Source organism: Herbidospora solisilvae (genome assembly GCF_009901565.1).
Classification (GTDB): Bacteria; Actinomycetota; Actinomycetes; order Streptosporangiales; family Streptosporangiaceae; genus Herbidospora; species Herbidospora solisilvae.
In genome coordinates, this window is the sequence record NZ_WXEW01000003.1 from 191,289 (window position 1) to 205,426 (window position 14,138).

At 68.6% G+C, this 14,138-nt stretch carries 15 protein-coding genes; 10 read left to right on the forward strand and 5 right to left on the reverse strand.

From position 1 onward, the window contains the following. The first annotated feature begins 14 nt into the window (after positions 1–14). The 4 genes from GT755_RS10550 (at position 15) to GT755_RS10565 (ending at position 4,662) form a co-directional block, all read left to right on the forward strand. A complete protein-coding gene (locus tag GT755_RS10550; RefSeq protein WP_328794283.1) occupies positions 15–1,160 on the forward strand; it encodes a cytochrome P450 in 1,146 nt (381 codons plus the stop codon). Positions 1,161–1,187: 27 nt separating this feature from the next. Next, positions 1,188–1,784 carry a copper resistance CopC family protein gene (locus GT755_RS10555; RefSeq protein ID WP_161479548.1) on the forward strand — a complete coding sequence of 199 codons (597 nt, stop codon included), beginning with the start codon at positions 1,188–1,190 and terminating at the stop codon, positions 1,782–1,784. A 69-nt stretch (positions 1,785–1,853) separates the two neighbouring features. Continuing rightward, complete coding sequence (locus GT755_RS10560) at positions 1,854–4,028, forward strand: cytochrome c oxidase assembly protein (RefSeq protein ID WP_161479549.1); 2,175 nt, start codon at positions 1,854–1,856, stop codon at positions 4,026–4,028. 10 nt (positions 4,029–4,038) lie between these two features. Further along, a complete protein-coding gene (locus GT755_RS10565; protein ID WP_161479550.1) occupies positions 4,039–4,662 on the forward strand; it encodes a hypothetical protein in 624 nt (207 codons plus the stop codon). Between the two features lie 180 nt (positions 4,663–4,842). Here GT755_RS10565 and GT755_RS10570 read toward each other — a convergent pair whose 3' ends face one another. Further along, positions 4,843–5,229 (reverse strand): hypothetical protein, encoded by a 387-nt coding sequence (locus tag GT755_RS10570; protein WP_030455276.1) that lies wholly within the window; start codon positions 5,227–5,229, stop codon positions 4,843–4,845. 285 nt (positions 5,230–5,514) lie between these two features. Here GT755_RS10570 and GT755_RS10575 point away from each other — a divergent pair, with 285 nt between their 5' ends. From GT755_RS10575 to GT755_RS10590, 4 genes are all read left to right on the forward strand, one after another. After that, entirely contained in the window at positions 5,515–5,760 is a 246-nt protein-coding gene (locus GT755_RS10575; RefSeq protein WP_161479551.1) for a hypothetical protein, read from the forward strand. Positions 5,761–5,775: 15 nt separating this feature from the next. Then, positions 5,776–6,639, forward strand: a complete 864-nt coding sequence (locus GT755_RS10580) for an NUDIX hydrolase (RefSeq protein ID WP_161479552.1) — start codon at positions 5,776–5,778, stop codon at positions 6,637–6,639. A gap of 229 nt (positions 6,640–6,868) precedes the next feature. Next, complete coding sequence (locus tag GT755_RS10585; RefSeq protein ID WP_328794284.1) at positions 6,869–7,858, forward strand: permease; 990 nt, start codon at positions 6,869–6,871, stop codon at positions 7,856–7,858. Next, on the forward strand, positions 7,855–8,532 hold the full coding sequence (locus GT755_RS10590; protein WP_161479553.1) for a TIGR03943 family putative permease subunit: 678 nt from the start codon (positions 7,855–7,857) through the stop codon (positions 8,530–8,532). Before GT755_RS10585 ends, GT755_RS10590 begins: the two co-directional genes overlap by 4 nt. 75 nt (positions 8,533–8,607) lie before the next feature. Here GT755_RS10590 and GT755_RS10595 read toward each other — a convergent pair whose 3' ends face one another. Further along, positions 8,608–9,420 (reverse strand): CHAP domain-containing protein, encoded by an 813-nt coding sequence (locus GT755_RS10595; RefSeq protein WP_161479554.1) that lies wholly within the window; start codon positions 9,418–9,420, stop codon positions 8,608–8,610. Positions 9,421–9,746: 326 nt separating this feature from the next. On the opposite strand from GT755_RS10595, the gene GT755_RS10600 reads away from it, so the two are divergent. Continuing rightward, complete coding sequence (locus GT755_RS10600; protein ID WP_161479555.1) at positions 9,747–10,781, forward strand: S66 family peptidase; 1,035 nt, start codon at positions 9,747–9,749, stop codon at positions 10,779–10,781. On the opposite strand, the gene GT755_RS10605 is transcribed toward GT755_RS10600, so the two are convergent. Together GT755_RS10605 and GT755_RS10610 are read right to left on the reverse strand one after the other, a co-directional pair. Beyond that, positions 10,765–11,064, reverse strand: a complete 300-nt coding sequence (locus tag GT755_RS10605) for a hypothetical protein (protein WP_202609883.1) — start codon at positions 11,062–11,064, stop codon at positions 10,765–10,767. The two genes, GT755_RS10600 and GT755_RS10605, sit on opposite strands and share 17 nt — an antisense overlap. Positions 11,065–11,096: 32 nt before the next feature. Further along, positions 11,097–11,831 (reverse strand): M15 family metallopeptidase, encoded by a 735-nt coding sequence (locus tag GT755_RS10610; RefSeq protein WP_161479556.1) that lies wholly within the window; start codon positions 11,829–11,831, stop codon positions 11,097–11,099. A 253-nt stretch (positions 11,832–12,084) separates the two neighbouring features. On the opposite strand from GT755_RS10610, the gene GT755_RS10615 reads away from it, so the two are divergent. After that, positions 12,085–13,266: an ATP-binding protein gene (locus GT755_RS10615; RefSeq protein ID WP_161479557.1), complete on the forward strand. Its 1,182-nt coding sequence runs from the start codon at positions 12,085–12,087 to the stop codon at positions 13,264–13,266. 77 nt (positions 13,267–13,343) lie between these two features. On the opposite strand, the gene GT755_RS10620 is transcribed toward GT755_RS10615, so the two are convergent. After that, the gene (locus GT755_RS10620) at positions 13,344–14,138 is read right to left on the reverse strand and encodes a MauE/DoxX family redox-associated membrane protein (protein ID WP_161479558.1); all 795 of its coding nucleotides are present in this window, start codon (positions 14,136–14,138) and stop codon (positions 13,344–13,346) included.

Below are 14,138 nucleotides of genomic sequence, written 5' to 3' on the forward strand. Positions count from 1 at the left end.
CCGAGTTTCCGCTTGTGCAATTCCTGCGCGACCGGATGGATCCCATAGCCGAGCTGTCCCAGATCCGTGCCGAACGCGCCGTCCATCCGCTGACCATTCCGGGCGGCTCCACGGTCTGGCTGGTGACCCGGTACGAAGACGTGCGGGCCGTGCTCGGTGACACCGCGCGGTTCAGCAACGACTTCGGCAACATCACCGGCATGGGGTCGAATCAGGACGACCCCGGTGGCCTGGGCTTCCGCGACCCGCCCGAGCACACGCGGCTGCGCCGCATGCTCACGCCGGAGTTCACCATGCACCGGCTGCGGCGGCTCGAACCCCGCATCACCGCCATCGTCAACGAGCAGCTCGACCTGGTGGAGAAGGAAGGCGCCCCGGCCGACCTGGTGTCGTCGTTCGCGCTGCCGATCCCGTCGCTCGTGGTCTGCGAACTGCTCGGCGTCCCCTACGAGGACCGCGCCGACTTCCTGCGCTTCTCGACCGACCGGTTCGACTTCTCCGCCGGGCCGGAGGCCTCGCTCCAGGCCATCAACGACTCGATGGCCTACCTGACCGAGCTGGTCGCGCGCGAACGTCGCTCGCCCGGCGAGGGTCTGCTCGGAGCGCTGCTGCGGGAACACGGAGACGACGTCACCGACCGTGAGCTGGCCAGTCTCGCCGACGGCCTGCTGACCGGCGGCCACGACACGACCACCAGCATGCTCGCCCTCGGCACCCTCTGGTTGCTGGAGAACCCCGAGTTCCTCGCTCTCGTACGCGACACCGACGACCACATCGACAAGGTCGTCGAAGAGCTGTTGCGTTACATGACCGTCGTCCAGGTCGCGTTCCCGAGGTTCGCCCGGGAAGATCTCGAACTCGCGGGCCAGCCGATCGCGAAGGGCGAGATGGTGCTCTGCTCGCTCTCGGCGGCCAACCGCGACGCGATCCTCGGCGAGGACATGGACACCGCCGACCCGAACCGCCGGGAGCTCAAGTCCCACCTGGCCTTCGGTCACGGCGTCCACCGATGCATCGGCGCCCCGTTGGCGCGGATGGAAATGCGTGTCGCCTACCCCGCCCTGCTGCGGCGGTTCCCCGGCCTGAGACTCGCAGGCGAACCCGCGTACCGCCAGGTCGCGATCGTCTACGGCCTCGACTCGTTGCCGGTCGAATGGTGACCTGACTCCACCGGACGGAGTTTTCTCATGCTTTTCCGCAGAACGGCGGCCCTCATCCTGCTGGCGACCGCCACGCTCTGGCCCGCTTCGGCGGCGCAGGCGCACGACGTGCTGAAATCCAGCAACCCGAAGGAGAACGCCAAGGTCGAGAGCCTGACCGAGGTGGTGCTGGAGTTCAGCAACGCGGTGCGGTTCCCGAAGGTGGTCGTCAACGGCCCCGACGACAGGAACTACGCGTGGGGCGAGGCCGAGCGCGACGGCCACAAGGTGATCCAGGCCGTGTCGGGGCCGCTGCCGGCCGGGAAATACGTCATCGCCTACCGGATCGTCTCCTCCGACGGGCACCCGCGAACGGGTGAGGTGCCGTTCACGGTGACCGCCCCGGACACGCCGACGCCCGAACCGTCCGAGACGGCCGGCGCCGCCTCGCCTTCCGCTTCTCCGGAACCGACCCCCGTCGTGGCCTCCACGCCGCCGCCGGTGGACGCCGCCCCACAGAGCAGCACGGAAGACGCCGACTCCGGGGGCGGCGGCGGGTTCCTGATCCTGGCGATCGGCGTGGGCGTGGTCGCGGTGGCGGCCGTGGTCATGGCGACCCGTCGGAAACCGGGCAAGGGCGACTGACCCGCCTCGATCGGTTCCATCCCATCACTCGGTAGTGCTCTCACCGGCTTTACCCCCGGAAGGCTGGATATGAGGTTTCCCCCACGTGCCCAGGTGGCCGTCACCGTCGTCGCGGCGGTCACGGTCCTGTTCGCGGTCCTCTGGTACGGCGGCGGGCGTCCCGCCGCGCTCGTCGAAGGGCTGCCCTCACCCGGCCTCCTGACCGAATGGGGGCTCCCGTTCGTCAGGCTGCTACACGACGTCTGCGGTGTTGCGACGGTCGGCCTGCTGCTGACGTCGGTCGCCTTCACCCGCGACGAGGCCATCCGCACCGCGGCCCGACGGCAGGTCGTGTGGTGGGCCTCCGGCTGGGCGCTGACCGCGCTCGCCACGATCGCGCTGACGCTGTCGGACTTCCTGGGCCTGCCGGTCCACGAGGCCCTGGGCGCCGGGGTGCTCCAGACGTTCGTCCTCTACATCCCGCAGGGCCAGGCGTTCCTGCTCGTGGCCATGATCGCCCTCGTGATCGCGGTCTGCGCGATGCTCCGCGGCGCCGAACCGGTGCTCCTGGGCGCGGCCGTCTTCGCCGCCCTGCCACCCGCGTATGTCGGACATTCGGCCTCGGCCGCCGACCACAACCTCGCGGTGTCGAGCCTGATGCTGCACATCGCCGCCGCCGCGATCTGGGTCGGCGGCCTGTACGGCGTGCTGACCCTGGTCCGGCGCGACCGCGACCTGGTGTGGGGGGTGCGCCGCTTCAGCGCGGTGGCGCTGTGCGCCTACGCGGCGGTGGGCGCGTCGGGGCTGATCAACGCTTGGGTCCGGCTGGGCGGGCTGACGACGTTGTTCGAGTCCCGGTACGGGCTGCTGGTGCTCGCCAAGATCGCGGCTCTGGCGCTGCTGGGCTGGTTCGGCTGGCGGCACCGGAAGGTGACGATCGCCCGCTTGGAGGCGGGCACGGCGGCTTCGCCGGAGGGCGCGGCCGAAGAGCGGCCGTCACGAGATGAGCCGGTGGAAGGGCAGGCGGCCGAGAGGCAGGAAGGGGCGCTTGCCGCAGGGTCAGCTCAGCGGGAAGCCGTAGCGGGGCAGGCGGGCGACGGTGCCGAGGCGTCGGAACGGTCGGTCGCTGCGGACTCGGCTCAGCGAGATGACGTAGAAGAACAGGCGGCCGAGGGGTTGGAACGTTCGGTCGCTGGGGGCTCAGCTCAGCGAGGTGGCCCAGAAGAACAGGCGGCCGAAAAGCAGGAACGTTCGGTCGCTGCCGGGTCGGCTCAAGACGTGCCCGGAGGTCGGTCGTCCAAGGGACTGTCGGTCGGCGCTGTGGAGGCCCGGGGGCCGTTCCTGCGGCTGGCGGCCGTTGAGGTGGCGATCATGACCGCGACCATGGCGCTCGCCGTCGGGTTGTCGCGGACCGCGCCGCCGGCCACCACCGACGTTCCCAACGTCAACGCGGCTCTCGGCTACGTGCTTCCGCCCATCTCGTTCGACCGGTTGCTCTCCGAGTCCCGGCTCGATCCGATCATCCTGCTCGGCATCGCCGGACTGGTGATCGCCTACCTGGCCGGCGTGCGCCGCCAGGTCTGGCCGGTCGGGCGGACCGTCGCCTGGTTCGCGGGCATCCTGGTCCTGCTCTACGCCTCGACCGGTGGTCTGGCCGCCTACGGTTCGGCGGTCTTCTCGGTCGTATCGGTCGAATACGCCCTCCTCGGAACGCTGGCCCCGGCCCTGCTGGCCTATGGTGCGCCTCTCGGGCTCGCCGGAAGGCGGGAGGTGCTGCCGAGGTTCCTCGCCAACCCGGCCGTCGCGCTGGCGCTCTATGTCGCGTCGCCGGTCTTCCTCTACGTCCTCGGGTTCTTCGAGCTGGCGCAGTCGAGCCACGCGCTGCACCTGGCCATGGTCGTCGTCCAGGTCACGGCGGGGCTGGTGTTCTTCGTCGTGGTCGCGGGTGTGGATCCGCTGCCGAGGGCCGTGCACACGTACACGAGAATCCAGCTCGTCGGGATCGCCATCGCGGTGCAGATCGCGGTCGGGGTGCTGCTGCTGCTCGGGCCGCTGCAGGCCCAGGACTGGTATGCCCTGGTCGCCGTCGACTGGGTGCCCGACCGGGCCGGTGACCAGCGGTTGGGTGCGTTGCTCGGGGCGGGGGTCACGCTTGCGGTGTTGCTGGCGGTGCTGGTGAGTCTGCTGGTGCAGGTCGTCGCGGCCCGCCGCCGGGTTTCGATTCTCAACGTGCAAAAGATGGACGATCGTCGGCAGAAGAAGTAACGTCACCCCCATGGCCGTCAAGGTAAGCCGCCGGCCGGTACCCCCGCCGGCCCCCGCCCCCCGCAAGCCGTACCTCATCGTGGTTCTGCTTGTCGTCGTGCTGGCCGCGGGTGTGGGCATCGGTTATCTGGTCGGACGTCCGGACTCGGTCGAGAAGATGCAGATCTCCGACCTCAAGCGGGACGCCGAGCAGATCAAGACGCTGACCGACCAGGCCCGCCTGACGGTCGAGGAACTGGACAAGATCCTGCCCGCCATGGCGGAGGCCGGTCCGCCCGACGTCCCGGCGTGGCAGGAGGCCATTCGCAAAGCGGTCGAACGCCACTCCGAGACGCCGAGCGGGATGACCGAGACGAACGTCGCCCGAGGCGGCTTCCGGAGCGCGGTGAACGCTCTGTCGATCTCCGTCGACCTGCTCGCCGCGGCGCAGAACCTGCCCGAGGCCGACCGGGCGCCCTACATCGAACTGGCCACGCGGCAGCGCACGCTCGCCGTCACGACCTGGTCGGTCGCCGCCACCCAGCTCGACCAGCTCAACGTCGAAGCGGGTTACGGCCACCAGCACGCCTACCTGTCGGGCGCCCCCGGCGAGGGCGGCATGCACGCGGACGAGATTCCGGAAGGCACGGAATGACCTCGGTCGTCCACCAGAGTTCCGTTTCCCGGCGGACAAGTTCGACCGCCTCCAGGAGGCGGCCGGCTCCGGCGGGTGTGGTCGCGTCCACCCGCCGGTTGGGGACCGCTAGCCCATGGACCTGCGGATATTGACACATCGGCGGCCCGGCGGAACGCGGGCCGCCGCCTTGGGACGTTCCTATTCGGGGCTGCACCACTCCGCGACGGCGGCGACGAAGCCCTCCGCCGTCGGAGCCGCCACCGCGAGCTGCTCGGCGGCGAACGTGGAGAACTGCATGGGGTCTTCGGGCGAGGCGAGGATCTTCTCGCAGACCTGGGAGCCGACCGTGAGGGCCTTCTCCTGGTTGGTCGCGAGGGCCGGGTCGACAGAGGCCAAAGCGGTGAAGAAGGCCTTCTTCTGGCTTTCGGAGGGTTCGGGTGCGGCGGGGACCGTGATCTCCGTCGGGCTGGCCTGGACTGCGGCCGTCGGTGCCTCTGACGTCGCCGGCGCCGCCGTCTCCGCGTCTCCCGCGCAACCTGCGACGGCGAGGACGGCAACAGCGAGAGTGGTAGCGAGTCGAATCATGAAAAATCACCCTAGCGCCCACCCCTCCCATGGGAGGGGCGGGCGTGGATTGCCGTGCTATGGACAGCCCGCTCCCGCATGTCGTGGAATGGCGACGAGCGCGGTTCGCAGGTGAGGAGCCATACGTTAACCGTCCCATCCGGACGGATCGGGAAGGATGACTTACCAGTCCATAACGATCAGCCATCGGGCCCGTCACAACCAGCCGGTAGCCGTCGCCCTCACGGTCGACTTCTGTCGGCGCTCCAGCTCAACATGACAGGTCCGACAGGGAGAGATTCAGCGATGCAACAGTGGCACCGTTCCACCCCACTACCGCAGGTGTGGCCGATTGACCGGTATGAGGTTAAGAGCACCAGACCCGCGCCTGATTACACCTCGGTCGACCGATATCACTTCGCCGAGCTGGCACTTGAGTCGGCGGAGAACCTGATGTCGTCGGGCTGGGTCACCCATGTGACGGTCGTCAGGATCGACGACGGGACCGTCCTTTTCGACACCAAGGCGGTGGTTCCGTTGGAAGCCTGGTAACCGATCATTGACCCCATGACAGCCAAGGACGGGGACGGCTGGACCCACTGCGGACGCGGTCACCGGCACTGGGGCGTATACGGAGCCTCCGGCCTGCTCGCCGTGCACCACACGGCGCGAGCCTCCTACGTCCTGATGCAGAAAAGAGCCCTGTGGAGTCACCACGGCGGAACGTGGGGGCTCCCCGGGGGCGCGATCGACAGCCACGAGGACGCGGTCACCGGCGCGTTGCGTGAGGCACATGAGGAAACCGCCCTTTCACGGGACGCCCTGCGGGTGCGGGGCGTGTACCTAGACGACCACGGCGGCTGGTCCTACCAGACCGTGATCGCGACGGCTGTGGAAAAGCTCCCCGTCCACCTCGACATGGAGAGCACCGCTCTCCGCTGGGTGACCCTGGCCGAGCTGCCCCGCCGACGTTTGCACCCGGGATTCGCGGAGACGTGGCCAGTGGTGAGCGAGATGCTGAAACCGCTGGTTGTGGTGGTCGACGCGGCCAATGTGATCGGCGCACGGGCGGAACACGGCTGGTGGCGCGACCGCGCCGGGGCGACGTCGCGGTTGCTGGCCGAACTGGTCGAATTGGCCGTCGACGGGGTGATCGCCCCGATCGAGGGCCTGCCGTTGCTGACCCGGCGGTTTCCACAGGTCGTTGTCGTGGTGGAGGGCGCGGCCCGGGGGGCGAGGGTTCCCGAGGGGCTGATCGACGTACGGGCGGCGGAGGGAAGCGGGGACGATGCGATCGTGGAGGTCGTCCGGGAGGCCCGGGTCTGGGAGACCGTGCTGGTGGTGACGGCGGACCGGGGGCTGCGCGAACGGGTGCGCGCCGAGGGGGCTCTGGTGACGGGGCCGAAGTGGCTGCTGGGGCAACTCTCGTGACTTCGCGGGGCCTGGTGGTCAGTCCGGCTCTGAGGATGCACTGCAAGTTCAAGTAGCGACTACGGGGCTGAGCCGGGTTGATGGCTCGCCAGGCTCCGTGAGGTGTTGTTCGTTCGGGTGTCTCATCGGGTGCGCGGGCTTTTCCACAGGGCAGGGTTTGTTCTGAGGTTTTCCACAGGTCTCGCGTTGGCGTCCGCGGACCTCCGGCCGGTCTGGGAACATCGGCCCCGTGGTCGAGCGTCTTGAGGTTCCTCCCGCTGAAGTGCCGCCCGCCGACGCGGAGTCGAAAGGCCGGGTCTCCGGTTCGTGGGTGTTCGTCGCGCTGCTCTGCCTGCTGCTGCTCGGGCAGTTCTTCTACGCGCCCTACCTCACCTCGCCCGCGCTCCAGACCTGGGCGACGGTCTTCGTCGCCATCTGCGTCCAGGCGCTGCCGTTCCTCGTCTTCGGGGTGGTGCTCTCCGCGGCGATCACCACCTTCGTGCCGGCCTCCTTCTGGACCCGAGCGCTGCCCAGGCGGGCGGCGCTGGCCGTGCCCGTGGCGGGGGCGGCGGGGGCCGTGCTGCCGGGGTGTGAGTGCGCCTCGGTGCCGGTGGCGTCGGGGCTGATCTCGCGGGGGGTGACTCCCGCGGCGGCGCTGGCGTTCCTGTTGTCGTCGCCGGCGATCAATCCGGTGGTCGTCGTGGCGACCGTGGTCGCGTTTCCCGGGCAGCCCATGATGGCGGTGGCGCGGTTCACGGCCTCGCTGGTGGTGGCGGTGCTGGTCGGGTGGGTCTGGTTGCGGTTCGGCAAGGGCGAGTGGTTGCGGGCGCGGCGGCGTCACGACCACGCCGGGTTCGCCGAGGCGGTGCGCCACGACCTGCTGCACGCCGGGGGCTTCCTGGTCGTCGGCGGCATGGCGGCGGCCACGATGAACGTGGTCGTGCCGCGTGAGTGGCTGAACGCGCTGGCCGGGAACTTCTGGTTGTCGGTGCTCGCGCTGGCGCTGCTGGCGGTGGTCCTGTCGATCTGCTCGGAGGCCGACGCGTTCGTGGCCGCCTCGCTGACCGCCTTCTCGCCGACCGCGCGGCTGGTGTTCCTCGTGGTCGGGCCGATGGTCGACCTGAAGCTGATCGCCCTCCAAACCGGCACGTTCGGCCGCCGGTTCGCCGTCCGGTTCGTGCCGCTCACCTTCTCGCTGGCCGTGCTGGTCGGCGTCGGCGCCGGGACGGTGTTGTTGTGAACCGGCTGACACAGAGTCTCGTGCTCGTCCTGCTCGGCGGGGCGGTGCTCCGGATCACGACGGTGTCCGATGAATACCTCAACTACGTCAAGCCGGGCTTCCGCTACCTGCTGATCGCCGCCGCCGCGACTGTGCTGGTCGTCGGCGCGGCCGGGCTCTTCAAGAAGGAAGACGGTCATCGCGGGCCGTGGGTGGCCTGGCTGCTCACCCTGCCCGTCTTCGCGATCTTCCTGATCGCCCCGCCGCCGCTGGGCAGTTACGCGGCCCGGTCGGAGGAGGCGCCCGCGCGGCCGGTGGGGGCGTTGACGGCGTACACGCCGCTGACGCGGCCGGTCAACACGATGACCATCGGCGAGTTCCTCGGCCGGGCCTGGGGTGACCCGGCGCGGTCGCTGGCGGGCAAACAGGTGAAGCTGACCGGGTTCGTGGTGCCGTCCAAGAAAGAAGGCCGGTGGTACGTCGCCCGGATGCAGATCGCCTGCTGCGCGGCCGACGCCGTCCCGTTGAAGGTGGCGGTTCTCGGCTTCCCGTCTCCGGCCGAGAACCAGTGGATCGAGGTCACCGGCACCTGGGTGCCGCCGGAGGCCGACGGTCCCGAGCCCGGCACGGTCGCCCCGGAGATCGACGCGGTCCACGTGGCGGAGATCCCGCGGCCGGTCGAACCCTACGAGTGAGCGTCCATACGCGAAAGACGAACGGGGCGGACGCCGGGCAGGGGAATCCCGGCGTTCGCCCCGTTCGAGAGTGGGTCAGCGTTTGCCGCACGCGACCCAGTGAGAGATGAGCTTCTTGAGCGCGCCGCTCTTCTTGGCGGCGGCCAGGCCGAGCGCGACGGGCAGCAGCAGGGCGCCGGCCGCGAGCGGCTCGGGAGCACCGGGCAGCATGCCGTTGACGTCGTCGGGGTTGACCTTCTGCGCGGTCATCGACTGCGTCGTGTCGGCGACGGTCTTCTTGGTGGTGACGAGTTCAGGGGTGCCGGTCAGCATGCCGTTCACGTCGGCCGACTTGACCTGCTTGATGCTGGTGGCCGACAGCGCCGTCTCGGCGGCGGCCTTCTTGGCGGCCAGGTTGACCGCGACGGTCTTCTCCTTGGCCTGGTCCTTCTCGCGGACCTTCTCCGGGTAGCCGTAGCCGACGATGGTGTTGTCGCTGCGGACCTTGGTGACGACCATGTTGCTGATGTTGCCCTCGATCGTCTGGATGGTGTGGTCGTTGATGACCTTCTTGACCAGTCCGACGTGGTCGATGGCGCTGATGTTCTTCGAGTGTCCCCAGTCGAAGAAGACGATCGCGCCGGGCTCGGGTGTGGTTCCCCACGCGCCCTGGTCCTTGAACCACTGGGCGTGCTCGGGGGTGTAGCTGAACTGGCCGACGTCCCGCGCCTGGCCGGTCTGGTGGGCGGCCCAGGAAACGAACATGTCGCACCAGGCGGCGTCCTTGTAGCCCGGCTTCTTGACGACGTTCTGGCCGTACCACTCTCCGAACTTGGATGATCCGTTGACCTCGGCATAGCCCATCTGGGAGTTGGCCATGTTGATCAGCGCGTCAGCGTAGTTCGTCATGAGAATCCTGAACGTTTCCGATCCTGACTGTCGACCGCGCCGCAGGGCGGTAGATCGGATTCGCTCTCTGTAGACAGTGGGGCAGTTCTCGCTTTACCGGCGTGGGCACCGGAGTGGGGCGATCCTTGCGGCAACTTTGGTCACGGATTACCGCGACAGGTCCCAATCTATCCACGCTCAAGCCGGGGTCAAACGCTTCACGGTGTTCTTTACTTTTTACCTGGTTTATTACTTTCGGCAGAGGGTTTTTACTTTTATCGAAACCCCCGACGGGCAAGGCGATTCGGAGCTGTCCGGAAGATCGCCGGTCCTGGTAGCGTCAACGGATGCTTTACCCAAAGAAGCTCAAACAGGGTGATCGTGTCGCTGTCGTCTCACCCTCTGGAGGCCTTCCCGAGGTCTTCCCGATCCCGTTCGATCACGGTCTGAGTCGTCTCCGAGACGAGTTCGGGCTGGTCACGGTGGAGTTGCCGACGACTCGGCGGCTGGAGGCGACACCCGAGGAAAGGGCCGCCGATCTCACGGCCGCGTTCGCCGATCCGTCGATAAAGGCGATCGTCGCGACCATCGGGGGCGACGACCAGATCACCGTCATCCCCCATCTCGACGACGAGGTGATCAGGCGGAATCCCAAGCCGTTCTTCGGCTACAGCGACAACATCAATCTGCTCGCACACCTCTGGCGGCTGGGCATCGTGAGCTATCACGGCGGTTCGGTGATGGTGCAATTCGGCCGGGGCGGCGCCATGCATCCGATCACCAAGGCGTCTTTACATGCCGCGCTCTTTACCTCCGGTCCGTTCGAGCTGACCGAGTCGCGCGAATACGGGGACGTCGAACAGGACTGGGAAGATCCGGAATTCGTCAATGGTGCGCCGCTGATGAGCGAATGCGGCGGCTGGATATGGCACAACGACGATCGGGTGGTCGAGGGTGCCACGTGGGGCGGCAATCTGGAGATCCTCAACTGCCTGCTGGCGGCCGACCGTGACATCGCCGAACCGGAGGCGTACACGGGGATGGTCCTGATCGTCGAGACCAGCGAGGAGATGCCGTCGGCGGACGAGGTGTTCCGCATGCTGCGCAACCTCGGGGAGCGCGGGATCCTCGGGCGGTTCGCGGCCGTGGTGTGCGGGCGGGCGAAGGCGTGGTCGTTCGAGAAGCGGAACGGGCCCGAGGAGAAGGCGCGCTACGCGCGGGAGCAGCGGGAGGCGATCCTCAGGGCGCTGGCCGACTACGCGCCGGAGGCGCTGGCGGTCTTCGACGTCGACTTCGGGCACACCGACCCGCAGGTGGTGATCCCCTATGGGGGCCGGATGCGGCTCGACGGGCCGGCCCGGAGGATCACCGTGGTTTACTGACCGCCGCGCACTTGGCGTCCCACTCGGGGACCCGGATCAGCGAGGGGTTGGCGACCCCGCTCTCGCCGCGTGCCCCGCTCGACGTGCTGGCGAAGGCCACGCCTTCGACGCAGATGCGGGCCACGTTGGGGAAGTTGTCGGCGTTGCGGAAGACCTCGATGTAGTCGACGTCGCTGATCTTGTCAGGCGGTGCGCCCGCCTCGCCGCCGCGGTCGCCCAACTGCTCCGAGCAGCCGGTCAGGAGCAGGGCGACAAGAAGTGCCCCCATGGCCTTGGTCGTCACAGGGGCACTTTCTCATGGTTTCGGGTGGATTCTCAGCGTCCGCTCTGGCTGAAGTGCTGGTAGTCCTTGGTGCCGGTCCAGTCGCCGCCCCAGCCCCAGCCGATGCTCGCGAAGGCCTCGACCACCCGGTCGCCGGAGTTGATCACACCGGGCTTCTTCAGCGGCCGGTCGACGAAGTCGTCGGCGTTGCTGTGGGCGTGCGAGCCGTCGGCCTCCACGTAGGGGTTCTCCCTCGGGTTGAGGTCGACGGCCAGGCCGTAGGCGTGCTGTGACCAGTTCGTCGAGCCCGTCGCCGCGCGGCAGTTGAAGGCGGAGGTGTTGTCGGCGTCGATCGAGGCGTAGTCGTCGGCCTTGTACTTGTCGACCGGCTCCATGCGCTTGATGGGGTAGCGGAAGTCGTACAACTTCTTGAAGACCGAGGCGACGTCCTCGGCCACCGAGGCGTTCACGACCAGGTGCCCCGTGTGGGGTTTGTCGTCGAATCCCCAGTACGTCATGGTGATCATGCGCAGGTCGTTGTAGCTCACCGGGCAGCCGGGGCGCCATGAATATTTCACCTGGTCCCGGGTCACTTTTGTGATCTTCGAGGTGAACTCGGGTGGCGCCGTCGGCGTCGGCGACGGGGTGGCGGTCACGGACGCCACAGGCGTCGTTTCCGTCACGATCGGGGCGGGCGAGACGGCGCCGGTGCCGGCCGTGGCGCCGCACGCCACCGCCCCCAGACTCGCCGTCAGCCCCACTACCAGCGCTGACCTGCGGATTGACATGCTTCGAGCGTACCCACGCGGATGTCGGACTTTCGGGTCGACGTCAGGGTTTTACGGTGAAACGCTCGCGCAAATGTTCGGATCCGCGCTACAGTCGATCGCGTCGGATCGAACAGATGTTCCCTGCGAAAGCCCTGGTAGGTGGTGTGCGATGGCGGTCGGGCTGGTGGCGCGGCCTCACGGCGCGACACGCCGTAGGTCTTTCTACGGAAATCTACGACGGCCGCTATATCCGGTCATAAAGTCCGACACCGTGGACCCTGTGCGCAACCCCTATGCCCCCGGTGCGGGGCAGCGCCCTCCCGAGCTGGCCGGGCGCGATCGTGAGCTGCAGCAGTTCGAGGTCGTGCTGGAGCGGGTGGCCCGCGGGCGGCCCGAGCGCAGCATGGTGATCACCGGGCTGCGGGGCGTTGGCAAGACCGTGCTGCTCAACACGTTCAAGTCGATGGCCATCCAGCGGTTGTGGGGGACCGGCAAGATCGAGGCCCGGCCCGAGCAGTCGATCCGGCGGCCCGTCGCGGCGGCGCTCCACATGGCGGTGCGCGAGCTGGCGCCCCGGCACCGGGCTCCCGAGCGGATCGACGAGTTCCTGGGCGTGCTGAAGGCGTTCGCGATGCGCGATCCGTCCGCCGCCAAGGGCACCACCCACTGGTCGCCGGGCATCGACGTCCCCGCGGCGCGGGGGCGGGCCGATTCCGGCGATCTGGAGATCGACCTGACCGAGCTGCTCAGCGACGCCGCCGGGGTCGCGACCGACCTCGGGGTCGGGATCGCGCTGTTCATCGACGAGATGCAGGACGTGCCGGCCGCCGACATCTCGGCGCTCTGCGCGGCCTGTCACGAGTTGTCGCAGATCGGCGGGCCGCTGATCGTGGTGGGCGCGGGGCTGCCGCACCTGCCGTCGGTGTTGTCGGCGTCCAAGAGCTATTCAGAACGGCTTTTCCGGTACGCCAGAATCGACCGCCTCGACCGGGAAGCCGCCGACCTGGCGCTGATCGTCCCGGCCGAGGAAGAAGGTGTGGCGTTCACCAGCGACGCCCTCGACGCCCTCTATGAGGCCGCCGACGGTTATCCCTACTTCGTCCAGGCCTACGGCAAGGTCGCCTGGGACCTGGCGCCGCGCAGCCCGATCACCGCCGAAGACATCAAGGTGTCGGCGCCCGAGGCCGAGGAGGAGCTCGCCGTCGGGTTCTTCGGCAGCCGCTACGAACGGGCGACGCCGGCCGAACGCGACTACATGCACGCCATGGCACAACTCGGCGACGACCCGGTGGCGACCGCCGAGGTCGCCGAGGCGCTGGGGCGCAAACCGTCCAGCCTGTCGCCGGCTCGCGACAGCCTCATCAAGAAAGGCCTGATCTACAGCGCCGAACGCGGCCTGATCGCGTTCACCGTCCCCCACTTCGGCCGGTTCCTGCGTGCGCAGCCCGTCTGAACCCTTGTCCTCTCTACGGCTTTCTAGAGGGGAAGCTAGAGAGTCGTAGAGAGCTAAATCTCTGTGTCTAGAGGTCTCTAAAGTGAGGCCGAGACAGGGATAGATTCCTGGATGGGCGTGTGCCCGCCGACCACCGCGACGCGGACCGGCGGGCGCCGCCCGCTCAGGTAGACCGCGAAGACCACCTCGGCGCCGTTGAGCGCCTCGAAGACGTAGAAGCGCCAGCAGAGCTCCCGCCACGAGTCGCTCGGCATATCGCTACCGAGCAGGTGGGCGTGGTTGCGCCAGACCGCGCTCGACCGCAACCGGGCCGCCGCCCGCTCGGGGGCGAAGGGGCGCAGTTCGCAGGGCGCGCGATACTTCAGCCGGGCGTAGGTCTCCTCGATCTCCGGCGACAGCGCCAGCAGGACCACCGTGAAACCGGCCAGCCAGGCCAGCGTCTGCCAATTCGGCGTCGGCAGGCCGGGGGCGCCGTCGAGGGCGACGATCACGGCCATCGTGGTGAGGACCACCGTGCGGCTGATCGCGCGCAGGCCCACCGGGGTCGCGCTCACGTCGCCGAAACAGCCGCACCCCGCGTCGGGGCGGCGGCGACGCAGGTCGTACAGGACATAAGTGGCGACCGTGAAAAACGCCACGGTCATCCAGCGGGGGGCCGGGTGGTCGACCAGCAGCAGGCCGGCGATCAGGCCGAACTCGCCGATCGCACAGCCGATGAGGGCGTTCTTGCGCCAGTTCTCCGGAGCCAGCACGGCCGGGCCGAGCCGGCCGAAGGCGCCGGGCTCCGAGTCGCGCCCGGCGGTGACCAGCTTGGCCACCCCGCCGATCACCAGCATGAACACCAGAATGGGTTGCGCCGCCGCGGCGACCAT

What these genes read in the sequence shown, in the direction of transcription:
- GT755_RS10580 (WP_161479552.1), top strand. Translation starts at nt 5,776, where the DNA reads ATGACAGCCAAGGACGGGGACGGCTGGACCCACTGCGGACGCGGTCAC.
- GT755_RS10595 (WP_161479554.1), bottom strand. Translation starts at nt 9,420, where the DNA reads ATGACGAACTACGCTGACGCGCTGATCAACATGGCCAACTCCCAGATG.
- GT755_RS10600 (WP_161479555.1), top strand. Translation starts at nt 9,747, where the DNA reads ATGCTTTACCCAAAGAAGCTCAAACAGGGTGATCGTGTCGCTGTCGTC.
- GT755_RS10575 (WP_161479551.1), top strand. Translation starts at nt 5,515, where the DNA reads ATGCAACAGTGGCACCGTTCCACCCCACTACCGCAGGTGTGGCCGATT.
- GT755_RS10560 (WP_161479549.1), top strand. Translation starts at nt 1,854, where the DNA reads ATGAGGTTTCCCCCACGTGCCCAGGTGGCCGTCACCGTCGTCGCGGCG.
- GT755_RS10555 (WP_161479548.1), top strand. Translation starts at nt 1,188, where the DNA reads ATGCTTTTCCGCAGAACGGCGGCCCTCATCCTGCTGGCGACCGCCACG.
- GT755_RS10620 (WP_161479558.1), bottom strand. Translation starts at nt 14,138, where the DNA reads ATGGTCGCCGCGGCGGCGCAACCCATTCTGGTGTTCATGCTGGTGATC.
- GT755_RS10565 (WP_161479550.1), top strand. Translation starts at nt 4,039, where the DNA reads ATGGCCGTCAAGGTAAGCCGCCGGCCGGTACCCCCGCCGGCCCCCGCC.
- GT755_RS10570 (WP_030455276.1), bottom strand. Translation starts at nt 5,229, where the DNA reads ATGATTCGACTCGCTACCACTCTCGCTGTTGCCGTCCTCGCCGTCGCA.
- GT755_RS10610 (WP_161479556.1), bottom strand. Translation starts at nt 11,831, where the DNA reads ATGTCAATCCGCAGGTCAGCGCTGGTAGTGGGGCTGACGGCGAGTCTG.